General features: G+C 62.0%; 18 protein-coding genes and 1 tRNA gene. 7 read left to right on the plus strand and 12 right to left on the minus strand.

The genetic code is table 11. The features are described 5' to 3' along the window. Positions 1 to 146: 146 nt before the first annotated feature. Positions 147 to 560, minus strand: a complete 414-nt coding sequence (locus RBB18_RS09125) for a hypothetical protein (protein ID WP_306110947.1) — start codon at positions 558 to 560, stop codon at positions 147 to 149. Between the two features lie 596 nt (positions 561 to 1,156). On the opposite strand from RBB18_RS09125, the gene RBB18_RS09130 reads away from it, so the two are divergent. Further along, on the plus strand, positions 1,157 to 3,037 hold the full coding sequence (locus tag RBB18_RS09130; RefSeq protein ID WP_306110948.1) for a hypothetical protein: 1,881 nt from the start codon (positions 1,157 to 1,159) through the stop codon (positions 3,035 to 3,037). A gap of 103 nt (positions 3,038 to 3,140) precedes the next feature. Here RBB18_RS09130 and RBB18_RS09135 read toward each other — a convergent pair whose 3' ends face one another. The 4 genes from RBB18_RS09135 to RBB18_RS09150 form a co-directional block, all read right to left on the minus strand. Then, complete coding sequence (locus RBB18_RS09135; protein ID WP_170067113.1) at positions 3,141 to 3,710, minus strand: DNA-binding protein; 570 nt, start codon at positions 3,708 to 3,710, stop codon at positions 3,141 to 3,143. A 216-nt stretch (positions 3,711 to 3,926) separates the two neighbouring features. Further along, the gene (locus tag RBB18_RS09140; RefSeq protein ID WP_170067112.1) at positions 3,927 to 5,984 is read right to left on the minus strand and encodes a tyrosine-type recombinase/integrase; all 2,058 of its coding nucleotides are present in this window, start codon (positions 5,982 to 5,984) and stop codon (positions 3,927 to 3,929) included. Between the two features lie 299 nt (positions 5,985 to 6,283). Continuing rightward, positions 6,284 to 6,358: transfer RNA gene (locus RBB18_RS09145), tRNA-Gln, on the minus strand. Between the two features lie 95 nt (positions 6,359 to 6,453). Then, positions 6,454 to 6,957, minus strand: coding sequence for an SH3 domain-containing protein (locus tag RBB18_RS09150; protein WP_103761792.1), 504 nt, complete (start codon positions 6,955 to 6,957; stop codon positions 6,454 to 6,456). 103 nt (positions 6,958 to 7,060) lie between these two features. On the opposite strand from RBB18_RS09150, the gene RBB18_RS09155 reads away from it, so the two are divergent. The 5 genes from RBB18_RS09155 (at position 7,061) to cysK (ending at position 15,570) form a co-directional block, all read left to right on the plus strand. Continuing rightward, entirely contained in the window at positions 7,061 to 8,047 is a 987-nt protein-coding gene (locus RBB18_RS09155) for a D-glycerate dehydrogenase (RefSeq protein WP_103761791.1), read from the plus strand. A 35-nt stretch (positions 8,048 to 8,082) separates the two neighbouring features. Next, positions 8,083 to 9,873: a gamma-glutamyltransferase gene (ggt, locus tag RBB18_RS09160; protein WP_306110949.1), complete on the plus strand. Its 1,791-nt coding sequence runs from the start codon at positions 8,083 to 8,085 to the stop codon at positions 9,871 to 9,873. An 89-nt stretch (positions 9,874 to 9,962) separates the two neighbouring features. Continuing rightward, positions 9,963 to 11,669, plus strand: a complete 1,707-nt coding sequence (locus tag RBB18_RS09165) for a hypothetical protein (RefSeq protein ID WP_306110950.1) — start codon at positions 9,963 to 9,965, stop codon at positions 11,667 to 11,669. A 152-nt stretch (positions 11,670 to 11,821) separates the two neighbouring features. Beyond that, complete coding sequence (locus RBB18_RS09170) at positions 11,822 to 14,329, plus strand: FAD-dependent oxidoreductase (RefSeq protein ID WP_306110951.1); 2,508 nt, start codon at positions 11,822 to 11,824, stop codon at positions 14,327 to 14,329. A gap of 170 nt (positions 14,330 to 14,499) precedes the next feature. Further along, on the plus strand, positions 14,500 to 15,570 hold the full coding sequence (gene cysK / locus RBB18_RS09175; RefSeq protein WP_103761787.1) for a cysteine synthase A: 1,071 nt from the start codon (positions 14,500 to 14,502) through the stop codon (positions 15,568 to 15,570). Positions 15,571 to 15,745: 175 nt separating this feature from the next. Here cysK and RBB18_RS09180 read toward each other — a convergent pair whose 3' ends face one another. The 3 genes from RBB18_RS09180 to RBB18_RS09190 form a co-directional block, all read right to left on the minus strand. After that, positions 15,746 to 16,867, minus strand: a complete 1,122-nt coding sequence (locus RBB18_RS09180; RefSeq protein WP_306110952.1) for an acyltransferase — start codon at positions 16,865 to 16,867, stop codon at positions 15,746 to 15,748. A gap of 412 nt (positions 16,868 to 17,279) precedes the next feature. Beyond that, positions 17,280 to 18,026 carry a GH25 family lysozyme gene (locus RBB18_RS09185; RefSeq protein WP_306110953.1) on the minus strand — a complete coding sequence of 249 codons (747 nt, stop codon included), beginning with the start codon at positions 18,024 to 18,026 and terminating at the stop codon, positions 17,280 to 17,282. Next, positions 18,023 to 18,682 (minus strand): DUF938 domain-containing protein, encoded by a 660-nt coding sequence (locus tag RBB18_RS09190; protein ID WP_103761784.1) that lies wholly within the window; start codon positions 18,680 to 18,682, stop codon positions 18,023 to 18,025. The genes RBB18_RS09185 and RBB18_RS09190 overlap by 4 nt, the downstream gene beginning before the upstream one ends. 193 nt (positions 18,683 to 18,875) lie before the next feature. Between RBB18_RS09190 and RBB18_RS09195 the strand changes: the two genes are divergently transcribed. Continuing rightward, a complete protein-coding gene (locus tag RBB18_RS09195) occupies positions 18,876 to 19,517 on the plus strand; it encodes a Hint domain-containing protein (RefSeq protein WP_170067111.1) in 642 nt (213 codons plus the stop codon). 474 nt (positions 19,518 to 19,991) lie between these two features. On the opposite strand, the gene RBB18_RS09200 is transcribed toward RBB18_RS09195, so the two are convergent. The 4 genes from RBB18_RS09200 to RBB18_RS09215 all read right to left on the minus strand — a co-directional run bounded on the left by RBB18_RS09200 (position 19,992) and on the right by RBB18_RS09215 (position 24,704). Continuing rightward, a complete protein-coding gene (locus RBB18_RS09200; RefSeq protein WP_306110954.1) occupies positions 19,992 to 21,065 on the minus strand; it encodes a BMP family ABC transporter substrate-binding protein in 1,074 nt (357 codons plus the stop codon). A gap of 28 nt (positions 21,066 to 21,093) precedes the next feature. Further along, complete coding sequence (locus RBB18_RS09205; RefSeq protein WP_103761783.1) at positions 21,094 to 22,014, minus strand: ABC transporter permease; 921 nt, start codon at positions 22,012 to 22,014, stop codon at positions 21,094 to 21,096. Then, a complete protein-coding gene (locus RBB18_RS09210) occupies positions 22,014 to 23,096 on the minus strand; it encodes an ABC transporter permease (RefSeq protein ID WP_306110955.1) in 1,083 nt (360 codons plus the stop codon). Before RBB18_RS09210 ends, RBB18_RS09205 begins: the two co-directional genes overlap by 1 nt. 90 nt (positions 23,097 to 23,186) lie before the next feature. Next, on the minus strand, positions 23,187 to 24,704 hold the full coding sequence (locus RBB18_RS09215) for an ABC transporter ATP-binding protein (protein ID WP_306110956.1): 1,518 nt from the start codon (positions 24,702 to 24,704) through the stop codon (positions 23,187 to 23,189). Between the last annotated feature and the right edge of the window lie 37 nt (positions 24,705 to 24,741).

Below are 24,741 nucleotides of genomic sequence, written 5' to 3' on the forward strand. Positions count from 1 at the left end.
AAGAAATCTGCCGGGCGCTGATCTTTTGCTGTCGCGCCGCATCGGCGAAGACGTTCCGCGACGGTAGAAGGCTGGGTTATCGGACCTTGCATTCGTCCGAGGGCATGACGCCGACCGTGCAAACCCCGCATGGCCGGCGCCGAAGGTCAAGCGGCGTCCCGCGCCGGGAGGGCAAGCGCCAGCGCATCGCGCTCTTCGTCCAGTTCTCCGATCTCGACGAGGAGGTCATAGAGCCGGTCGGTGAGCAGGCAGAGCTCTTCCACCTCGATGCTCGCGGGATCGAGGAGGCTCCAATGTGACAGGTCCGGTTCGAGCTCGTCGATGACGGGGTCGAGGGACAGGAGCCGGTGTAGATCGACGAGCCTGCGCCGCGCCCCCCGGTCAAGTCGCGACGCTTCGCGCAAGCCGGTCATCAGACGCTGGACGCGGGCCATTCCGGCCTCGCCGTCGATCAGCCCCGCGGCGTTGCACAGAGCCGATCCGTGCTTGTCGAAATGCGCCCGTGCGGCAGCAAGTTGCAGGTCTGCGGACAGGGTATTCGTGGGTAAGTTACGCAGCATCGTGGTCCTCTTTGGTTGCGCGTCTGCCGTTCGTGGCAGCATCAAGCCTGTCCGCATGTTGTTTCTCCGAGATGATCCTCCTTTTTGCTGCCTCGGCTGAATGGTCGTTGTTTCGGTGTCTTGATATGGAGATTGGCCATTCGCCGGCGGCACGAAGCAAAAACTTCAGTTTTTTCGGCGCTGCCGGAAATCTCGCTTCCAGGGTCGTCAATCGGCCCCATGATGCCGACTGCCGATCTTCGCCGTTGGAGCAGGTGTCCGAAAGGATTTCTCTGATATCCACGAAGAAAACAGGAGGCGGGCCAAGCTTGAGGGCGACAGCCTCGTGGGACCTCTCGGACCTTCGCCGGCTTGCTCAATTCTTGTCGCACCTGCGATGGTCACCAGCAGGAAGGGCGGGGAGCGGACATTCTCTGCGGGTGCGACTGCAGCCCGTCCGCATTCAAGAAGCGGACTTTCAGTTGAATTGTCTAATGGAACGACACAAAATGTGCATCAGTCTTGCTGCGTGAAGACAGTGTGTGTTGTTGTGTTTAAGGGTTTTTTCCTTTTGCAGAACCAAAATTTTTAATGAAGTACGGGGGAGTATCCTGTCCGTGACGCTACGCGTGCCAAAGCTTCTGAAGACCGCTGTTATTTCAGACGATCCTCATCTGGCCGCCCGTTTTAGCTCCGCCATGGCTCGAAAGTTTTACTATCTGACTGTAATGGATGGGCCAAGAATGGCTCGGCCAGACGCAAATGCAGAGGCCCTGCGGCGAAACAATGCGCTAGCTCGGATAGAAGCAGATCGTGTTGTTCTGACTGGCCTGTCGGACGCTCAATTAACGGCCATGACCGATCTGCTCCCAAGTAAAGTTGTTCGACTTTGCGGCGCTTCAGACGTCGAAAGCTTCGCTTTGAAATCAATGGTTGGCAACAAACGGCTTATCTGGGGGCTTGAGAATATTGGTGTTGGCCTTCTCCAAGCCCTCCATGAAGGGCGTCTCATTGAGTTTGAAAATGGTGGGCCAACGACAGCCTCTGTCGTTGGAAAGAGCAGACATCATGTCGTGTGCGAAGCGGGAAACGATCTTGCGGAAGTGAATGCGGCCAACTATGCTTATGCTCTTGGTGCCTCGCTCACAATTATCCCCAAGGTCGACCCTAAAGTCAGTGAGCAAATCCTTGAACAGTTTTATGCGTCTGAAAATGGGCAGCAACGTCTCGAATTGCAGCGTGAATTGCGCGACCTATGTGGCGATATTGAATTGGGGTCGGGTGCCTCGCTCTCATTTTTCACTAAGCAGCTTCCTTTCGGGGTAGGTTTTCCGGCGCATCCTTCAACGCATATCTTCACATATCCGGATTGTGGTGTGTCCTTGGTGAATGGTTTTGCGGCTGAACAGGCCCGCAGTAGGGGGGTGAACGTGGCAGTCTTGGTGGACCCTGAGAAGACACCAGCTCCCGAGATCGATGCGGCCACCAAGGCTTTGCCCAAAAAGCGCGTTTTTGTGCGGGCGTATCGTGGGAAAGCGGCAGAGGTCACAAGAATCACAGACATGGTCGATCATTATCCCTATGATCTGCTCGTATTCGCAACGCATTGCGGCGATGCTGATGGCTGGCGATGGACTTACGAGTTCACGGACAGCGAGGGGATCGAACGTCAGTTGAAAGTCGATATAGCCATCGGTATCGGTCGTACCGATGATGACAATCTACTCAAAGTAGTGCAATTTTCTTACTTCCATTCCCTTGATGGGGTCGATTGGAGCGATCCGGTAGCAAAGGCCGATCTCTACGTCGGCAGTGCAATCAAGGACTATTCGGAATGGTCGGGCAGAGAAGACTTTGAGCCAATTCATAAAGAGACGCTTGACCGGGTACGGTCATCGGCGGCCATGGCAATGTTTGACAATAACTTCATTCCGATGCCCGTTGCGATAGCTGGTAGCAGTACCCCGATCATCATAAATAATGCATGTGTCTCTTGGCATGAGCTTGCGGCGCGCTTCACATTCGCTAATGCACGCGCGTACATAGGAACTCTCTTCCCAGTCTTACCCTTTGAGGCGGAAAACGTTGCAAACCTCATTTTGGACAAGCATTGGGGCAAGCCCTTGCCAGAGGCTCTGTGGCTTTCTCAGGTTGAGACCTATGGAAAGTTAGATCCGCGCAGACCTTATGTTATGACGGGTGTATACATACAAAAACTACGGTCCACGAAAGAAGATGTACCCAGATATATAATGAAAAGGCTGGAAGACGGCCGTCGTCACTATGCCCGTCAGGTTGCGCACACAAGCGAGAAAGAACAAAAGAACATGCAGCATGTCCTTGACTACTATCGCAACGAGGCCGCTGGCCTTCACGAGCGATGGTTAAAAAAAGTAATTGGCTGTTGTTGTCATCAATCACAGGCTGGGTTTGATTTGGCATTGCATGCGGATGTCCGCTTCAAAGAAGCCGCATTGCAGCGACTGAACTCATCTTGAATGTCCAATTTGGGCCGTTCGCAAAATGTACTACAGCAGGAGAGTCCAACGTCGGGTCATGCAGAGGCTACAGGGCAAAGGCTGGCCTATCCCCCAGTACAGGTCATTGCCGATCCCCCGAAACATTCCCGTGGAACAAACCTTTCAAGATTAGGTCTCGCTCGTCGAGCTTACCTTTCAACACCGCAAGCTCGCGTTCTTGCGCGCCGATGATCCCCTCGAGTTCGGTCGTGCGGAGTTTCGCATCATGCGCTACTTGCTTCGCCTGTTCGAGACGCTGGATAGTTTCATCCTTTTCGGTGTCCACTTTCACGAGGGCAGTTTCACGTTCCTCGATTTCAGCATCCTTGCGTTTGAGTTCGTCGGAGTAGCTTTTGCGCGCGGCGGCCGCCGCTTCGTCCGCGACCCGATAGACCTGCGACCAAACCGCCTCGAACAGGTCACGCACCGTGTCCGGAACGTCCGGTGCGGTCTCGGCCAGGCGCCGCTTTTCTTCGCGGCGCTCTCGCACGATGCGCAGAGCCGGGCAGACCTTCGAATAGGAACCGCCGATCTCGCCGCGCACAGCCTCTACAGTCGGATTGCGACCGTCCTTTTCAATGATACTAACGGTTTGATCAACGGACTTGAGATACGCCTCGGTGATTTGGCGCTCGTCTGTTTTCTTCGGCATGTTCCTGGTTCTCCTGGTAAGATTTGGTAGCGGTATTACTTCCGCTACCGCCTGGTTCTGTTTCGATGCGAAGGACATTGGTCCGGTCCGCTGCTGACGAAACAATTTTCAAGAGGCTGTCGTGCGGCAGGGTATTTCGTCGGTGCAGATGAGCAGTAACTGGACTGATACGGCTTGCCGCAACGCTCCGGCTTCGGCTTGTGGGCCAGTTGTTGATCACGCGATCGCGTGTTCCACCGTCCTTGCCTGTTTGAGGTTTTCGATGCGAGAGGATGGTTCAGATTTGTCGATCGACTTCCGGCTTGGTCGTTTCTTCGCCTTGCCTGGCTGATCGGAAAGCTTCGACTCGCTCGTCGCCGTGGACAACGCCAGGACGTGCTCGAACGCCAAACGCGCCTCTTCGTTCTCGTTCGGGATGATGTTGTACTCCGAAAGCACGTCCGCAACGGCATTGGGCGCGTTTGCCCAATCAAGCGTCTTCAGATTCCGCCAGTTCGGTCGCGCAGGCATTTCTGCGCCCGCGATCGCGATTGCCTCGATCTGCGCCCCATCGCTGTCGCGCAGGATCCGTAGGGCGCCCAGCACACCAACGTCATCGAATACGACCTCGGTTCTGGCGAGCTGACCGGCAACGAGCTGGCAGTCCTCGATCACCGGGTGACGGTGAGGGGCGGAGTAACCGACAACGATCTTGTGATCCGCCCGATCAAGGAGTTCCTTGAGTTCCGACATGTTGGCTTCAGTGTAGTGCTTCCCGATCATCGTCGATGAGACGTGACCGATGATCATCTGTCGATCGGCGAGGGGAACACCGCCAGCCCAGAGCGCCGAGGAAAGGGTTTTGCGAAGTGCGTAGAGATCTTCGTTGTAACTCGCGATCCCAAGACGTTTGCGGATCGTCAACATGCGCTTTGACAGGATCTCCTGCGGTTTCGTCTTGCTCTCGCACATTTCCGGGAAAAGCAGGTCCGTTGGTTTTTCAAGAGCCACGATCCAGTCGATGAACCCGAGGTCGATGAGGACCTGTGGCACCGGCACGATGCGCTGGCTTTCGACGGTCTTCCCGTACTGTTCGTCGGACCAGCACAGCCGGAGGCACCAGACCTCGCGCTGGACCAGGTCGCACTTCTTGAGCTGCAGGACTTCCGAGGGGCGTGTGCCCATGGTCAACAAGATGAGCGGGATCCAGTAGAGCCCGTCGCGATAGATGTAGCGGCCAGACCGACTACGTGACGTCCGGCTCATGCATCCCCGATAGAGTGGCGATGTCAGCAATGTCTTGATCCGCTGCCCGGACCAGCGGAGCCGAATCTTCGGACGCGTTTTGCGAATGTAGAGCGGGTTCAGGTCCTTGCGTCTTTCGCTGTCCTTTTTCATGAGCTTGGTAAGTTTTGGGTACGTGGTGACACGAACTTCGCCCACGTAGCCACACTGCTCGCGCGCGCTGTCGAGAAGCTGGTGGATACGGTCGAGGTGGCGCTCGAGATTGGTGTGCGTCACGCGCGGCTCCAGCTGGTCGCTCAACTCGGCGCGTTTCTGTGCCGGCGAGATATCGTCGCGTGCCGCGTAGGACTCGTAGAGGCGGGCATCGGCCTGGTCGGCCGCGTCGATCTCCTCCTGTTTCGACAGAAGGGTTTTTTCGGAAGTGCTTTTCGTATAGCGGTTCTTGCCGTGCGCCCGACCGTGCATCGCCGGCAGGCGGCTGAGCCACACCAGAAATGAGTCGATGAGTGCTGGCAGCCGTTCGAGCCGGATATCGCCAGCGTAAGCGATCAGCAACTCGGCCGTAACTGTGAGCTTACGACCCATTTCCTCCGGCCGCGACCTGAGCGCGCCGGCCAGTGCATCGGATATCCGCACCGCGCTGGGGATCTTTCCGTTTTTGACCGTGATGTCGTGGCGGCTGAGCAGGTCAGCGGCGCCTTCGAGGGGATCCTTGCCATCCTCGAAGACCTCGATCTCGAGCTTCATAAGGCTGCGTCGTGTCGCGCAGACGGTTCGGGCGAAGGCGGGTGCCAGGGGAAAGCGAAGGATCAGGTTCAGCTGATTGGCAGCGTCTTTGACGGCGCAACGTGCTTCCGAAAAATCATGGGTCCGCATGGCCTGGCGCAGGCTCGCGCATCCGGCCTCAAGCGCATCAATGCGGGCTTCGATGTCGATGTCGGGATCAGCCGTATCCCGAACCATGCGCGAGATATCGAGGCGCACGATCTCGCGTAGGACTTGCGCCTGTTCGCGGTCGCTCAACTGCGTTGCGTCGATGATGTTCTTCATGCCTGTCTCCCGGTCCGTGGCGGCGGCGGGCAGGGGCTCCGACGCCGGATCGGGCAGGACATGGCTATGCACATTCCGGGACGGAAAAACCGAAGAAAGAAAAACTGAAAAAAATTCGGTGCTACGGTTGTCCGTTTCGATGGTCGGTGACGCTACGGAATGCAGGGCCGGGTTCACGCATGCTGCGGACCTCGGCGGATTCTTCGAGATGCGAAAAATCGATGGCTCGGGCGGGGGAGCGAGAGTGCACGGACAGGGCGTGCAAGGAGCGTTGATTTCGTTGGGTTTTTTCTGGTTCATGGCTGGGGTGGTAGGATTCGAACCTACGATACACGGTACCAAAAACCGATGCCTTACCGCTTGGCTACACCCCAACAGTGCCGCGCTAATTACTCTGCTCTTTGACGCGGTTCAAGGCCCGAGATGAAATTATTTGACCGATCGGCTGTGAATGCCCGACGGCGCGGAATCATTCGAGAATCTCGTCTGGTTCCACGCCCCACAATGCCGACTTCTGCGCCCAGCCACGATAGCCTCCTGCCATAAGCCGGCACCACTCGAGCGCGCATTCGTCGATCCGTGCGACGACGCCCATCTCAAGTTGCGCCACGACCATGGAATTCGGATAGGGCTTGGAAAAGAGGTTCACCATATCGTCCTCGACGATCACGGTGCGGGTCCCCGACAGAAGCGAGTAGTGCACCCAGCCGCCTTGGCCGTCGCGGTCGCGCACCCGGCGCCAGTGGCCATGCTCTGCGGTAATTTCCAGCGGTAGGTCGCGGCGCTTGAAAACCCAGTCGATACGGTGCGTCAGGCTGGGACCACGGCGCACGTTGCCTTCGGCGGCCTTCATCGAGACAAAACGCGGAAGGGGCAGGTTTGTGACAGGCCCGCGTTCCTCTTCCTGGGCAAGGGCGGGCAGGCCGAGCGCCGCGATCAAGGCGGCGCCTATGCAGGCGGAAATCCGTTTCATTGTATTTACTGCTCACTCATCTGACCCGGGGTTCTTGTGCCCCGAGGCGTCCTGCGTCACTGTACAGAAGAAAGCGCAGTATGGAAGACGGGGGAGACGCTTCATGGCATCTGGACGACTGAGTGTTGTCGTAACGCGACGCCTGCCGGAGATCGTCGAACGACGCATGCAGGAATTGTTCGACGTCACGTTGCGCGAGGACGACACGCCGATGAGCCGCGAGGCCTTGGTCGAAGCGCTCAAGACCGCCGATGTCCTGGTGCCGACGCTGAGCGACCATATTGATGGCGGCCTGATCGGGCAGGCGGGTGAACGGCTGAAACTGATCGCGAACTACGGTGCCGGTGTCGACCATATCGACGTGCATACTGCCCGCCAGCGCGGCATTCTGGTGTCGAACACGCCCGGTGTGCTGACCGACGACACGGCCGATATGACCATGGCGCTGATCCTGAGCGTGACCCGGCGAATCCCCGAGGGGCTCTCGATGATGCAGAGAGAGGACTGGCCCGGCTGGTCGCCCACGGCGATGCTGGGCGGACGCATCGCCGGGCGGCGCCTAGGTATCCTGGGTATGGGCCGTATCGGGCAGGCGGTGGCGCGACGGGCCGCAGCGTTTGGAATGCAGGTGCATTATCACAACCGGCACAGGTTGCGAGCCGAGATCGAGGACGAGCTTGGCGCGACCTATTGGGAAAGCCTTGATCAGATGGTGGCGCGGATGGACGTGCTGAGCGTCAACTGCCCGCACACGCCGTCGACCTTTCACCTTATGAACGCGCGGCGGCTGAAATTGATGAAACCCGACGCTGTGCTGGTGAACACCAGTCGGGGCGAAGTCGTGGACGAGAACGCCTTGACGCGGATGCTGCGAGCCGGAGAAATCGCCGGTGCCGGTTTGGACGTGTACGAGAATGCGAGCGCTATTAACCCGCGTCTGCGCGATCTCAAGAATGTTGTTCTGCTGCCTCATATGGGATCCGCCACGGTCGAAGGGCGGCTTGAAATGGGCGAAAAGGTGCTCCTGAATATCAAGACCTTCGATGATGGACACCGTCCGCCGGACCAGGTCGTGCCCTCGATGCTGTAACCGCCAGCTTGGGCGGAAAACGCCGGAGAATTGGAATGCGTCTCTTACTTGCCAGCTTGGCTTTGTGCCTTGTCCCGTTCCTGGCCGGGATGGCGGAGGCCCAGCAGGCCGCCGACGCGGTCCAGCCCGAAGGCGCGGGCGCCGGCGCGGTTAACACATCCGAGGCGGTGGCTGCGGCGCTGGAGGCGAAAGCTGCGGGGCGTCCGGTCGAGGCGCGGGATTGGATGGTGGCGGCGGCCAATCCGCTGGCGGTCGAAGCCGGCGCGCGAGTCCTGCGCGAGGGCGGCACGGCGGCGGATGCGCTGGTGGCGGTCCAACTGGTGCTGGGGCTGGTGGAGCCGCAAAGCTCGGGCCTGGGCGGTGGGGCGTTCCTCGTATGGTATGATGCGCAAAGCGGGGAATTGACAACATTGGATGGGCGAGAGACCGCGCCTATGGCCGCCACCCCCACCCTGTTCCAGGACGCAGCGGGCCAGCCCTTGGCGTTTTACGACGCGGTCGTGGGGGGCCGGTCGGTGGGTGTGCCCGGCACGCCCGCGCTGTTGGCGGAGGCGCATGCCAAGTGGGGACGCGCCGCGTGGGGCAGCCTGTTTGCAGAGGCCATCGCGTTGGCGGAGGATGGCTTCGAGGTGTCGCCGCGCCTGGCCGCGATGGTGGCACAGGACGCGATCCGGCTTTTCGGCACCCGGGCCACGAGAGACTACTTCTTCCCTGGCGGCGAGCGTTTGCTGGCCGGTGCGATCCTGAAGAACCCGGACTATGCCGAGACGCTGCGCCTTTTTTCCGCAGAAGGTCCCACGCCCTTTTATACGGGCGACATCGCGGCCGACATCGTCGCGGCGGTCAAGGGGGCTGATGGCAATCCGGGGGTGATGGATGAGGTCGACCTTGCGATCTACAGTGTGGAGCAGCGCGAGGCGGTCTGCGCGCCCTACAGGGGGGTTGATGTCTGCGGGATGGGCCCGCCTTCTTCCGGCGGCCTGACCGTGGGGCAGATCCTTGGACTGCTCGCGCCGTTCGACATGGGCGCAATGCGACCCGATAGCATAGAGGCGTGGCGGTTGATCGGAGATGCAAGCCGGTTGGCCTTTGCGGACCGGGGCCGATACATGGCGGACAGCGATTATGTGCCGGTGCCCGTCAAGGGGCTGCTGGATCAAGACTATCTGCACAAACGTTCCCGGCTTTTGGAAGGAGACGCGGCGTTGCAGGAAGTTGCCGCCGGAGAACCTGAATTCGACCATGCGCTCGATCTTGCGGACGATGTGTCGATCGAGCTTCCCTCGACGTCGCATATCTCGATTGTGGACCGCTTCGGGAATGTCGCTTCGATGACCACGACGATCGAGAACGCTTTCGGGTCCCGGCTGATGGTGCGGGGGTTCATGCTGAACAACGAACTGACCGATTTCTCGTTCGTCAGCCATGAGAACGGGCGGCCCGTGGCAAACGGCGTGGCGCCGGGCAAGCGGCCCCGGTCGTCGATGGCGCCGACGATCGTAATGCAGGACGGAGCGCCTGTACTGGCCGTCGGAAGCCCTGGGGGCAGTCGTATCATCGGGTATGTCGCCAAGACGATCGTCGCTTACCTGGACTGGGGCATGGATGTGCAGAGCGCGGTTGCGCTGCCGCACCTGGTCAACAGGTTCGGCACCTACGATGTGGAGGCCGGGACCGAGGCGCTGGACCTGCTGCCGGGCCTGACGGCGCTGGGGTTCGATGTGGCGCCGCAGGTCCTTGTTTCGGGCCTGCACGCGATTTCCATCGGTGAGACGTTGCAGGGTGGCGCCGACCCGCGACGCGAGGGGATCGCTCTGGGCGAGTAGGGTCTGCGCCGGGAAATCGCCCCGCAGCCATCCAATTCCTGCCCGAATTGGCTGGCATCACCTTCCGCAAGCATTTTGTGGAGCAGTGCATGATCAACGCTTATTCCATCGGGTTCGTTCTGACCGCCGGGACCATCCTGGCCGGGGTCGATTACTACGATCAGTCGAACAGGGCCGGCTTTTCGTTGGGCGAGATGACGCCCGGCGCGTATATCGAGACCATTCCGAACCGGTTCAGTTCCGCCAAGGAAGAGAAACTGGCCGAACACGCCGAACGCGAGCGCAAGAGCCGGTGGCGCCAAGGTGGCCTAGTTTTCCTGCCCGAGGCGCCCGAAGGATGGGAGCGGCGTGCCCTACTGGAAGGCGACGACAGTGCGATTCTGCCACCCGAGGCTGGGCTGGACGGCTCCATGAGCAACTCCGCCGGCAAGGGCTTGATGCAACAGATGGAGGCGCGCGACCACGTCAAGCAGCTGAAGGAACGCGCGACGCGGTCGTGGATCTATCAACGCGGCACGGAAACAGTATTTGTCGAGGTTCGGCTGGTCGAACGGCCCAGTTCGAACTCGCTGTTCGGTATCGTGGCCAGCGCCATGGATGGTACCATGATGGACGCATTCGAACGCAATGTGGGATACGGCGTGACCGGCGGTTTCGGCCTGACCGAGAAGCTGGGGCATGATGGGGATCGCCCCTATCATTTCCGCTATCTTGAAGGGTCGATCGGTTTTGGCAACGAGGTGCACCTGCGGGTCCACGCCAACGCATCGCGCGAAGCCACGCAAGAAATCCTGAGCCGGATCGACTATGACGGCCTGAACGACCTGCTGCCGCGTCCGGTGCCCAGTGTCGGCAATGATGTCATCTTGCCCGACGGCATCGACCCGGCCGCGCTGAGCATGGAATTGCGCCGTCTGAAATCGGAGTTCCTGAGCCTGCGAGCTCTGGAAGCCCAGTACAAGATCGAGAACATCGATACCGGGGCCATGGTTCTGAGCGCCTACTCGATGCGCCTTGGCGGGCAGGGCGGTGACGTGGACATTACCGGCGGCAAGGTCACCGACCTGAGCGGGCTTATAGAACTGGGGTATTACCGCGGACGCGAGGCCGTGATGGCGGGCAAGTCCGCCGAGGTGGTGCAGGCAGAGGTCAAGCAGATGGTCGACACGGTGATGATGGTGGCCGATGCCGAGACCGCCGCCGCCGCCGCCCGCGCCGCCAATGCGCCCGAGCCGGAAACGTCGCCCGAGTTGCAGGCCGAGCTTGCCGCGCTGAGCGGAGACACGAACATGCCGGTCTCGACCGGGCAAACGTCGAATGCGCGTGACACAGCGGCGATTGCCGCCGCCAACCGGGCGCGGGACATGGACGACTCGGCCAGCGGCAAGATCCTGATGCAGGTCGACGAAGGCAAAAGCGACCGCGACGCCGGCATGATCTATTCCAAGGCCATCGACCTTGTCGAGTTCGAGTCCTTCCGCGCGGCCCGCAATGCGACGGATGAGGAAATGGAGATGGGCATGGCCATCGCCGCCTCGGGCTTTGAGCGCAAGCACGACCTGCCGCAGGGCAGTTGCAGCTTCGACATGGGCGCGCTGCGGTTGGAATGCGACACATCCAAGGGTGTGCAACCCAACGGTCTTCTGTCCAAGCTGATCAACCAGGTCACCGGCGGAGAGGAATTGACAACGCTGACACCTCAACGAACAGAACCGGCGGCCAAGCCCAAGCGGCTTGAACTTTCCAACGGCAGCTCCGGCTCGGGTCAACGCTGCGTCGGAAGCTTCTGCGACTAAACCAGACCTGTTTTAACGAAACCTGAACGCACCGTGTCCCAGTATGGGTGCGGTGCGTCGTTTTTGTTCTGTGACATGTCGGATGGACCCGCCGCATGTTTACAGGCGTGATACAACGCTCGCCAGCATGCCTGCCAAGGGAGTCGGATGTCATGAAAACACAAGTCAAAGCCTTGATCGTGGGCGGCGGTGCCGTCGGGACCTCGATCGCCTATCATCTGGCCCGCGCAGGCTGGGAAGACGTGATGCTGATCGAGCGTGACGAGCTGACCTCCGGCTCGACCTGGCACGCCGCGGGCCTGCTGCCCTATTTCAACATGTCCTATGCGACGACGCATATTCATGACTACTCGATCAAGTTCTACAAGACCCTCGAAGAAGAGACCGGCCTGAACGCCGGCTTCTCGGTCGTGGGCAACCTGCGCATGGCCCAGAGCAAAGCGCGTATGGATGAATATATGCTTTACGCCTCGACCGCCGAGACCTGTGGCGTGCCCTATGAGTGGATGACGCCCGCGCAGATCAAGGAGCGGTGGCCGCTGGTCAATACCGACGATCTGGAAGGCGCGATCTATCACCCGACCGATGGCTACATCAACCCCGCCGATGTCACCATGGCGATGGCCAAGGGCGCCCGTCAGCGCGGCGTTACGATCGAGCGGAAATGGCAGGCCGACGGCTTTGAGTGGAAGGGCGATCACTGGGACGTGACGCTGACCAAGATGGTCGAGAAGGGTGGCAACCTGGTGCCTTCGGAAGAGCAGATTGTCGTGTCTGCAGAACACGTTGTGACCGCCAGCGGCAACCACGCGCAGCGCACCGCGCGGATGCTGGGCATCAAGATGCCGGCGATCCCGGTGGAGCACCAGTTCATCGTGACCGAGCCCGATGCCGAGCTGGTCAAGTACCGCCAGGACGGCGGCGAAGAGCACCCGGTTCTGCGCGACGCCGACGCCAAGTGGTATGTCCGCGAAGAGCGTGGCGGCTGGATCCTTGGCCCCTACGAGCTGAACGCGCCCGCACGGTTCGAATACTCGGTGCCGGACACGTTCCGCGCCGACCTCTTCCCGCTCGACCTGGAGCGGATCGAGGAAGAATACATGTCGATGATCCACCGGATCCCGTCGACGGAAACCGTTGGTTTGAAAGACGATTACAACGGTCCGATCTGCTATACGCCGGATGGCAACCCGCTGGTTGGCCCCGCGCCGGGGCTGCGCAACATGTGGCTGGCCGAGGGTTTCAGCTTTGGCATCACGGCGGCTGGCGGCACGGGCTATTACCTTGCGCAGCTGATGGTCGAGGGCGAAGCCGAGATCGACATGGCGAGCCTGGATCCCAAGCGGTATTCCAGCAATTGGATGACGACAGAGTTCGCCGCGCGCAAGAACGAGGAAGCCTACGAGCACGTCTATATCCTGCACCATCCCGACGAGGAACGGCCCGCTTGCCGCCCGCTGCGCACGGCGCCCGCCTATGATAGGCAGAAGGCGCGCGGCGCGCAGTTCGGGTTCGTCAACGGCTGGGAAAGACCCAACTATTTCGGGCCCTTGGACGCCGATGACAATTTCGACCACGACGCGCGGTCCTTCCGCCGTGGCGGCTGGTGGGAGTATACCAAGGCCGAGGCGGAAGCGGTGCGCAACGGCGTGGGCCTGATTGATGCGACCGCATTCACCAAGCACGTGGTGAAGGGTCCCGGGGCGACGGCGTTCCTGGACTGGTTCACCTGCAACAAGCTGCCCAAGGTGGGTCGCATCAACCTGACCTACGCGCTGACGGATCATGGCACGACGCGCACGGAATACACGATCGTCCGGACCGGTGAGAACGCGTATTATTGTGTCTCGGCAGGGGCCTGGACGGAATACGACGCCGATTACCTGCGCAAGGCGGCCGAGGAGAAGGCCGAGGAGTTCGGGTATATCGAGATCCAGGACGTGACCACGCAATGGGGTGTGTTCGCCATCGCGGGGCCGAAGTCGCGCGACGTTCTGAACGAGGTGATCAAGGATGCCGATCCGGCTACTGCACTGAGCAACAAGCGTTTTCCGTGGCTGTCTTGCCGCGAGATCGAGCTGGGCATGTGCCCGGTAAAGGCGATCCGCGTGGCCTATACCGGCGAGCTGGGCTGGGAGTTGCATCACCCGATGGAGATGCAGAACTACCTGTTCGATCTGCTGGAGAAAGCAGGCGAAAAGCACGGCATGAAGCTGGTCGGCGCCAGGGCGCAGAACTGGCTGCGGCAGGAGAAATCCTATCGCGCCTTCGGCAACGAGCTGGGCCGCGACGCGACCCCGCTGGAGGCCGATCTGCCGCGCTTTGTCGATCTGGATAAAGACTTTCACGGCAAGGATAAATTGCAGGAAACCGGTGTTCGCTCGAAGTGCTGCACGCTGCTGATCGACGGGCCGGAAGATGCCGATCCGTGGGGCCGCGAGGTGCTTTACACCGAGGATGGCACGCGGGTCGGGCGGCTGACCTCGGGTGGGTATTCAGTGCATTTCGGCAAGTCGATCGGTATGGGCTACGTGACCCCTGACCTGGCGGTCGAGGGTACGAAACTGAAGGTCAAGATGTTCGACAAGCTGTGGGACGCGACCGTGACCTGTGACAGCCCGTATGATCCCAAGAACGAGACCATCCGCAAGGATGGGTGAGGGATGCGCGACTCGGGGTGTTAACGGCTGAAACCCGGGTCGGTATCACGTCGGTATTTCAGTGGTAACGCGTCGGTGGCTTGCGCACCGGCGCGTTTCTTAATGGAGCGTCCCAAACGCGGTTAAAATGTGTTACGACTCTGGGGAAAACCAGATCTCGGGAGGATACCATGACAAGCCGAAAAACCAGCGGGCGCGGGTGCCGCTATGACAGCGTTCTGGACACGGTGGGCGACACGCCGGTTATCCGTGTGAACCGCATCGCGCCCAAGGGCGTGACCGTCTACGTCAAGGCCGAGGCGTTCAACCCGGCGGCGTCGGTCAAGGACCGGCTGGCGCTGAACATCATCGAGGCCGCCGAGGCGGATGGGAGCCTGGCGCCCGGACAGACGGTGGTCGAGGCGACGTCGGGCAACACTGGAATCGGGCTGGCGATGGTCTGCGCGGCCAAGGGCTATCCGCTGGTGGTCACGATGGCCGAGAGTTTCTCGGTCGAGCGGCGCAAGCTGATGCGGATGCTGGGGGCGAAGGTGGTGCTGACGCCGAAGGCGCTGAAGGGGTTCGGCATGTACACCAAGGCCAAGGAACTGGCCGAGGAAAACGGCTGGTTCCTGGCGAGCCAGTTCGAGACGGCGGCCAACGCCGATATCCACGAGGCCACCACGGCGCGCGAGATCATGGGGGATTTCGAGGGGGAACGGCTGGATTACTGGGTGACGGGCTATGGTACCGGCGGCACGGTGACGGGCGTGGCGCGGGTGCTGCGCAAAGAGCGGCCCGATACGAAGATCATCCTCAGCGAGCCGGCCAATGCGGCGATCATCAGTTCGGGTTATGTGAACACCCGCAACGACCAGCATCAGCCCACGGAAAGTCACCCGAATTTCGAGCCGCATCCGATCCAGGGCTGGACGCCGGATTTCATTCCCTACGTGATCCAGGAGGCGATCGACAACAACTATTATGACGAGTTGATCCCGGTTGCCGGGGCCGATGGCGTGAAATGGGCGCGTCGGCTGGCGGCGGAGGAAGGCATCTTTACCGGCATTTCCGGCGGCGCGAGTTTCGCCGTGGGGATGCAGGTGGCCGAGACCGCGCCGGAGGGGGCGGTGATCCTGGTGATGCTGCCCGATACCGGAGAGCGTTACCTGTCGACCCCGCTGTTCGAGGGCGTGCCGGAGGAGATGACCGAGGAAGAGGCCGAGATTTCACGCTCCACGCCGTCGGCGCAGATGGGGTAGGGGCGTCGGAAATCCGGATGTCGGCGGTGCGGGATGAAACGGGCGTCCACTTGGTGATCTCAAGTTAAGGTGTGATCCTTTTCAGCTTGCTTTGTGCATGACGAGGTAAGTTGCAGCTCAAGCGTCGGGATAAGAATGGGTTCGTGGAGCGGCTGCAAACGGTGCGGATGAACTCCTAACGTGCGGCGGGGACGCCAAGCAGGCGAGCCTTGGCCGAGGTTTGCAAAAGGCGCTCCGGCCCGACCATGACTGCCCAAGCCAACCCGAACACGATGGCGGATGCGATCAACAGGAGCAAAAGGTCCTGACGAACGTACTCCCCTATGGCCGGAATCAGGTGCATCCCGATCACGAAGTGACCGAGATAGATCGGGTAGGACAAGTTGCCGAGGTTCCGGAGAAGTGATGAAGATCCGACTCTTTTCACAGTGGAATTGTGCCGCAGGCTAATGACGAAGAAAACGAGCATTCCGCCCCAGATAATCACCGGCGCGACCGGATTGTGACCGTTCGCCTGAAGCACGATTTGGAGTATTGCTGCGCCAACGTACAACAACAGCAGGGAACTTCGCAGGGCGTTGTACCCGTCCTTTTCGCTTCTCCACACAAGCATACCAATTGCGAAGAAGACGCCATGGCGAAGCAGGAGAACACTGAAAAAGTACCGATCCAGAAGGCTCTGGAGCCTTCCTGCATTGCCGATGGGCTCCGTCAGAGAAAGAATGCCCAAGATAGCCAAATAGCAGGTGCTGGCAAGGCCAAGGGTAATCGCGCAAGCTTGGAAAATGTCGAAGTTGGGCATTCGCAACCGGACAGCAAGAAGCAAGGCAATCAGTGAATAGAAAATGGCTTCGACGACAAGAGTCCAGATAACACCGTCAATATAGGGACCGACTGGAAAAAGAATGATCGACCTAAAAAAAGAGTCGAGCAGGAGCGATAGGGGTTCGCCTGCCACATACCTAACCGTGAAGGCAATGAACGTGTAGACCCAGAGCGCTGGAAGAATTCGGATCGCCCTGTGTTTGAGGAATTCGATTGGTGCGGACCGGTCGGCACTGGCGACGATGACAAATCCGGAGATGACAAAGAATACTTGAACGCCGACCCACCCGTGGCTGGTGAATTGCTCCATCCATGGCCAGGCTCGGTCTTGTTGTGCCGCAGGAAAAGCTGGTTCGGCATCACTGAACAATCCAAAATGGAAATAGACCACGAGAAGGGCCGCGATAAACCTCAGGATATCGAGACCGTAAAGGTGGCTGTCGCGCTTTGGGTTTAGGTCACTGCTCACCATGACTGACCGACATAACGAACCCGCAGTTGGCGCGGCATTTCTGGCTCAGACATTAATAAATCCTTACTAAAAATTTAACGCTAGCGCGGCTTGCCAATGGTTGCAAAAGTTATTCCATGCGCCGCGCCAGGAATGGCTATGCGCGCTCTGGCAATTAAAGGTGAGAACCGTCGCGAGCAGCGTTCCAAAATGGCTCGACGTGGACGAACACCTAGCGGATGATCGCATCCCTCGTTCGGTGACGATCGTCTACGCATCAGGTGACTTTGCTGATGCCCTGGCTGCCCTAAGCCTTTTGCAGGAGTTGCATGGTCGCCTATGTCCTGCCCCTCGTCGAACGGATCCTTGTTCTGTCAGCAAGGTTGGCAAAGCAGCCGTGTGACTTAAGGGGAAGTCTTCGGGGCGCGCCGCATCAGCGGGTGCGCGCCTGAAGCCAGCGGCGCCAGGTGCTGCTGTTTCCCGCAAAGACGTTGATGTCGACGCCGCCCGCCACGCCCGGCACGACGCCGGTGCCGGTGTATTGCCAGAAGCTCCAGCTTTGGCCGGGATAAGTGGTGGCGAGCGTCCGCGCGGTAGAGCGCAGCCAGAATTCCTCGTTCAACTGGCCGATGCCGGTCTGGCGGTAGAATTCCAGCGTGGTGTAGATGATCGGGCGCTGGCCGTAGTGGCGCTCGAGTATGTCCATGAAGACGCGCGCCTGGCGGCGGACCTCGGCCCCCGGCGGGCGGGTGGTGCAGGTCGGTGAATATGGGTTCCATTCCAGGTCGATCACCGGGGGCAGGGCGCCGCCTTCGCGGGGCACGTTGCGGATGAACCAGCGGGCCTGTACCTCGGGCGGGGTACAGAAATAGTAGAAGTGGTAGGCCCCGCGCGGGATGCCGGCCTGTCCCGCGCCGGCCCAGTTGCGGGCGAACTTGGGGTCGACGCGGTCGCCGCCCTCGGTTGCCTTGATGAAGGCGAATTCGATGCCGGACTGCGCGACGCGGGCCCAGTCGATATCGTTCTGGAAGCGGGCGACGTCGATGCCGTGGATGTCGTAGTTCCAGGGCGGCGGGCCGTCCCAGTCGACGGGGTCGTTGTCGCCATAGCGCGGCCCGGCGCAGGCGGAAGTCAGGGTAAGGGTGACGAGGGCCAGCGCGGCGACGAGAAACCGGATCATGAACAGTCCTTTGATCGTACCAATACAAGGGCGAGGTTGTTGGCGGGCATCTCGGTGCGGGCGATGAGATCCAAGCCTGACTCGCCCGTCCAGCGTAGCATGTCGGCGTCGTTCTTGTAGCCCGCGTCCGGATGATCGGCGCGAATGGCGGCGTCGAATCGCGCATCGCCGTCCGAGGTGGCCCGGCCGTCGCGCAGGAAGGGGCCGTAGACGATGAAGCGGCCCTCCGGGGCGAGGGCGCGGGCGGCCTCGGCGATGAGGGTGCGGGCGGCCTCGGTCGAGATCAGGTGCAGTAGGTTGACCAGCAGTATGAGGGCGAACCCGTTGTGGGTGGCAGACCAGCCGGGTTGGGTGGCGTCGAGGCGCAGCGGTGGCCGTATGGCCCCGTCGGGCGCGTCGGCGGACCACGCGGCGATGGAGGCGAGGCGGTCCTGGGTGACATCCGTGGGCTGCCAGGTGAGGCCCGGAAGGTGGGTCGCGAAATGGGTGACGTGCTGGCCCGTGCCGCTGGCGATTTCGAGCGCCGTGCCGGAGGTTGGCGCGTGGGTCCTGAGCAGGTCGAGGATGGCGTCGGCGTTGCGCTCGGCGGCAGGGGCGTGCAGGCGGGCGCCTGTCCCCTGGTGGGCGACGGAGATGCGGGGGGGCGTGTCTGTCATGGCGACAGTTGGGACGGGATCGGTATCGGAATCAAGGGGCGGTGTCTGCGCGTCATCTGGGCCGTGGCGCCGCCGGCCCCAGGCAACACCAAGAAAATTAAGTATCCGGCACGATATTACCTCAATTCGATCCCAAATGCGGCGCATTACGCCCGGACCTTGTTTCCGTATGGGAAACTCACTGGAGTGCGAAATGGGCTACGTGGATTCGATCACGGTGAATGACAGAACCGACCGGCGATACATGACCGGTATTTGCGGTGAGGCGAACGTGCGCACGCCTTTGGGCGGGCGGCGTGTGGAGATGCTGAAGCCCGGGGACATGGTGCTGGTGCGGCATAACGGAATGCAGCCGGTGCGGATGATCTGGACCTGGACGGTGACGGCGGCGGAGATGCGCAAGCATCCCGAACTGGCGCCGATCCGGCTGAAGCCGCGGGCGGTCGGACCGATGATGCCGAACCGCGATTTGCGGATCGCGAGCGGTCACCGCGTCCTGATCCCCGGCTACCGTATTGCGGGCGCGGAGGACCAGCCCGGCTGCCTGATGCGGGTCGATGGTGTCGCGTCCGCCAGCGACGCGGCCTATTCCGACTGGTCGTCGGAGGAAGTGACCTATTACAACCTGGTCTTTGATCGCCACGAGGTCATCACCGCCGAAGGCCTGCCGATCGAGACATTCCGTCCGTCGCCCAAGGCGCTGAACCTTCTGGATATCGGCGCGCAGCAGCGTCTGAAGGACCTGTTTCCGGAACTGAACCGCCGGCGCTGTGCCTATCCCGGCCTGCCGCATCCGGTGGCGAAGGCCAGTGCGTACATGTCCCGGGTCGCCTGAAGCGACGGTGGTTCCAAGGGGCATCATACCGACGCCCCACAGAAGAAAGCCCCGCCGGGTTGGCGGGGCTTCGCAATGGATGATGAAAGCGAGAGTTCGCAGTGGGCGCGGAGAGCAATGACCGCTTGGAGCTCCTTTTGCTCTCGCTGGTTTTGTGCCGCGCGGAATCAAGGCCGCAGGCCGCCGCGCGATCGCCAGACCGCCCCCCGGGCTGGCGATTGGGTGCCGATGGTGTGTCGCACTGAAGTTTCTCGGAGTTTGCGGGGATAAAGTGCACCGAAGATTTGTCGGTCGCCAGCCCGTGGTCTGGCAATCGCGCGGCTTGCGACACGAAAAAAAGCCTTGTCTGTAAAGCCGTTATCGATCGCACCCCACGCCCCAACTTTGCCCCGGACGTGGGGTGCTTGTCATCGGGCCGCCCTGAACAGCTCTGTGTTCTGCACTGCATGGGCAGGAGTGGCGGCCCCTCACGACTTACTGAGGGATTTCGGCGGTGAGGCCTTCGACGAAGAAGTCCATCCCGAGAAGCGTGCCGTCATCGGCCACTTCGCCTTCGGCCAGCCAGGCCGATCCGTCCTGGCGGTTCAGCGGTCCGGTGAAGGGGTGGTAGTCGCCCGACGCGATGGCCTCTTTCATCGCGAGAGCCTCTTCCTTGACGTCGGCGGGCACGGCATCGGTGATCTCGCCGATCTCGACCATGCCGGGGGCGATGCCGTCCCATGTCTCGGTGCTTTCCCACGTGCCGTCGATCACCGCCTGGGTGCGGGCAATGTAGTAGGGCGCCCAGTTGTCGATGATGGAACTCACACGCGGGGTGGGCTTGTACTCGGCCATGTCCGAGGCCTGGCCGAAGGTGATGACGCCCCCGGCCTTTTCCGCCGCGGCCTGGGGCGCGGTGCTGTCGGTGTGTTGCAGGATCACGTCGGCGCCCTGGTCGATGAGGGCGGTGGCGGCGTCGGCCTCTTTCGGGGGATCGAACCACGTGTAGGCCCAGATCACCTTGAACTCGACATCAGGATTGACCTTCTTGGCGTGGATATAGGCGGCGTTGATGCCGCGGATCACCTCGGGGATGGGGTAGGAGGCGATGTAGCCGATGATGTTCGATTCCGTCATCTTGCCGGCGATATGGCCCTGGATCGCGCGGCCCTCGTAGAAGCGGGCGGAGTAGACCGAGACGTTCTCGGCCGTCTTGTAGCCGGTTGCATGTTCGAACTTCACGTCCGGAAATTCCCTGGCGACGTTGATCGTGCTGTCCATGTAGCCGAAGGACGTGGTGAAGATCAGGTCCGCGCCGCGCCGCGCCATCTGCATGATCGCGCGTTCGGCATCGTTGCCCTCGGGCACGCTTTCCTGGAAGACGGTTTCGACCTGGTCGCCGAAATGTTCCTCGACGGCGAGGCGGCCCTGGTCGTGTTCATAGGTCCAGCCGCCATCGCCGATGGGGCCGACGTAGATGAAGCCGACCTTGGTCTTGTCTTGCGCCAGCGCGGGCAGGGCGAGGCCGAGCGTCAGGGCGGCGGCGCTCAGGATGCGGGTGAGGGTCATGAAGAACTCCCTGTTGGTGTGGTTGGCCTCATTGCGAGGCATGGAACGTGCGGCCCAGGGATCCGGGTGCGCGGGATTTGTCGCCGGACATGATGACCAGCACGAGGATGGTGATCAAGTAGGGCGACATGGAAAGGTATTCGACCGGGATCGGGATGCCGGTGGGCTGGAGGTTCAGTTGCAGCACCGAGATGCCGCCGAAAAGCCAGGCGCCCAGAAGAACGCGGCCGGCTTTCCAACTGGCGAAGACCACGAGCGCCAGCGCGATCCAGCCGGAGCCGGCGGTCATGCCTTCGGTCCATTGCGGAACGCGCACGAGGGAAAGGTAGGCGCCGCCCAACCCCGCGCAGGCGCCGCCGAAAAGGATCGCCAGGAGGCGCACGCGCACGACCTTGTAGCCCAGGGCGTGCGCGGCATCGTGGTTTTCGCCCACCGCGCGCAGGATCAGGCCGGCGCGGGTATATTTCAGCATGGCCCAGACGGCGGCGACGAGCGCGAGCGCGAGATAGACCATCAGGTCATGGGAAAAGAGGATGGGGCCCAGGACTGGGATGTCCGACAATACGGGAATGTCGAGACTGCGCGTCGGCGGGGGCTTGATGCCCTGGTAGCCCTGGCCCAGAAGGGCGCTTAGTCCCAGCCCGAAGAGCGTGAGCGCAAGGCCGGAGGCAACCTGGTTGGCCAGCGCGAATTGCGTCAGCAGCGCGAAGAGCAACGACAGGATGGCGCCGCCGAAGGCCGCGGCCACGAAGCCGATGACGGGCGAGCCGGTGTTGACCGCGATGGCGAAGCCGCAGATCGCGCCGGTGATCATCATTCCCTCGACCCCGAGGTTCAGCACGCCTGCGCGTTCCACGACAAGTTCGCCGAGGGCGGCCAGCAGGATGGGCGTGGAGGCCACGATGAGCGAGGCCAGGAGCAGCGTCGGGTCGATCGCGGAAAGGTCCATCACGCGACCTCGGCCCTGCGCCAGCGCAGGCGGAAATGGGTCAGAAGGTCCACGGCCAGAAGGAAGAAGAGCAGCATGCCCTGGAACATCTGGATCGCGGCGGCAGGCAGGCCGAGATTGGTTTCGGCAAGCTCGCCGCCGATGTAGGTGAGTGCCATCAGCAGTGCTGCCAGCAGGATTCCGACAGGGTGCAGACGGCCAAGGAATGCGACGATGATGGCGGTGAAGCCGTAGCCCACGTTGAAGTCGATATTGATCTGGCCTGCCGGGCCCGCGACCTCGAACATTCCGGCAAGCCCCGCCAGCGCGCCGGAAATTCCGAGGCAGATCAGCGTCAGGCGCGCCGGGTTCACGCCCGCGAACCGCGCGGCGCGGGGCGCTTGGCCCGACAGCTTGATATGAAAGCCCAGCATGTGCCGCGCGAGCAGGATGTAGGCGAAGATCACGGCGATCAGGGCGGCGACGACGCCCCAGTGGATGCCGGTCCCCGCGAAGAGCTCGGCGTTATGGGCCGACGGATAGTCGCGCAGGCTGCGCGAGCCGGGAAAGCCGCGGCCTTCGGGATTGCGCAGCAGGCCCAGCGCCATCTTGGCCAGAAGCTGTTCGGCCACGTAGACCAGCATCAGCGACACGAGGATCTCGTTGGTGCCGAAGCGGACCTTCAGAAGGCCGGGGATCATGGCCCAGGCCCAGCCGCCAACAGCGCCCGCGACGACCATCAGTGGGAAGATCAGCGCGGACTCGGTGGGATAGAAAGCCAGCCCCACGCCCGCGCCGGTGAGTGCGCCGATGATGTATTGCCCCTCGGCGCCGATGTTCCAGATGTTCGCCCGGAAGCCAAGCGCGAGGCCGATGGCGATGAGGGTCAGGGGCGCGGCCTTTACCAGAAGTTGCGGGCGGTCGAAGCGGGCAAATTCGCCGAAAAGCGGCTCCCAGAAAATCGTGCGGATCGCCTCGACCGGATCTTGCCCGAGCGCGGCGAACATCGCGCCACCGGCGAACATGGTGATCAGCACCGCCAGCACCGGGGCCAGCGCCGACCAGGTGCGGGAGGGCTGAGGGCGGCGCTCGAGTTTCAGCACGGGGTGCGTTCCGTGCCGGGGGCGGAATGCCGTTTCTTCCTCTGGCCGAAAATATCCCCGCAGGAGGCAAGATACTCTTGGTGCGCGGGCTCAGACATGCGCCACCTCCATGTCGTGCGCGCCGCCCATCATCAGGCCCACCTGCTCGGTCGTCAGGTCGGCGGTGGGGTGGATGTCCGAAAGCCGGCCCGCGTTGAGCGCGGCGAAGCGGTCGGAGATCTGCATCAGCTCGTCGAGGTCCTGGCTTATGACAAGGATGGCGGCCCCCTTGGCGGCGAGGTCCATTAGCGCCTGCCGGATGAAGGCGGCGGCAGCGGCGTCGACGCCCCAGGTGGGCTGGTTGACGATCAGAACCTCGGGGTCGTGCGCCATTTCGCGGCCGATGACGAATTTCTGCAGGTTGCCACCGGACAGGGCGCGCGCGGCGGTGTTGGGCCCGGGGGTGCGAACGTCGAACGCAGCGATCACCTTCTCGGCGAAGCTCTGTGCGCGGGGCCAGTTCAGGAAGCCGCGGTTGGAGAGATTCTGCTTGGTGGCGCCGGTGAGCAGGCTGTTTTCTGTCAGGCTCATCTCGGGGGCGGCAGCGTGGCCCAGCCGTTCCTCGGGGGCCGCGAAAAGACCGAGGTCGCGCCGGGCCTGCGGGGGCAGGCGGCCGATGGGTTTGTCGTCGAGACGCAGGGCGCTGGGCGGCACAGGCAACTCGCCCGAAAGCGCGGCGAGAAGTTCGTCCTGCCCGTTGCCCGCGACGCCGCCGATGCCGAGGATTTCACCCGCGTGCAGGGTGAGCGACACGTCCCGAAGCGCGGTGCCGAAGGCCGAGGGCGCGCGAACCGACAGCGCGTCGAGCGTGAGGCGCGGGGCGCCGGTTTTGGTGTCGCGCCGGGCGGGCGTCTCGAAGGCGCTGCCGACCATCATCTCGGCCATGGCGTGCGCCGTGGTCTGCGCCGGGTCGCAGGTGCCGACGTTGCGCCCCCGGCGCAGGACCGTGGCGCGGTTGCAGAGCGTGCGGATTTCTTCCAGCTTGTGGGAGATGTAGAGGATCGCCACACCCTCGGAGGTGAGCTTCTGCAAGGTCTTGAAGAGGATCGCGACCTCTTGCGGGGTCAGCACCGAGGTGGGTTCGTCCATGATCAGCAGGCGCGGGTCCTGCAGCAGGCAGCGGATGATCTCGACCCGCTGGCGTTCGCCTGCCGAGAGGTCCCCCACGGTGCGCCCGGGGTCGAGCGGCAGGCCGTAGGTTTCCGAGACCTCCCGGATACGGGCGGCGAGGGTGCGCATGGGGGGCGGGGTTTCCATGCCGAGGGCCACGTTTTCGGCCACGGTGAGCGCGTCAAAAAGCGAGAAGTGCTGGAACACCATCGCAACGCCGTGGCGGCGTGCGTCGCTGGGTTCGGACGGAGCGAAGGGCGATCCATGCAGGTGCATAGTGCCGCTGTCGGGCTTGACCAGCCCGTAGATCATCTTGACCAGCGTCGACTTGCCCGCGCCGTTTTCACCCAGGAGGGCGTGCACCTCGCCGGCGTGGATGTCAAAGCTGACATCCTCGTTGGCGACCACGCCGGGATAGGCCTTGGTCAGCCCGTCGATGCTGAGCAGCGGTTCCGTCACGCGCCGTTGTCCCCCCGGTTTCGCGGTCCCCGTCCCT

It is taken from the genome of Roseovarius sp. MMSF_3298 (assembly GCF_030733705.1).
GTDB lineage: Bacteria > Pseudomonadota > Alphaproteobacteria > Rhodobacterales > Rhodobacteraceae > Roseovarius > Roseovarius confluentis.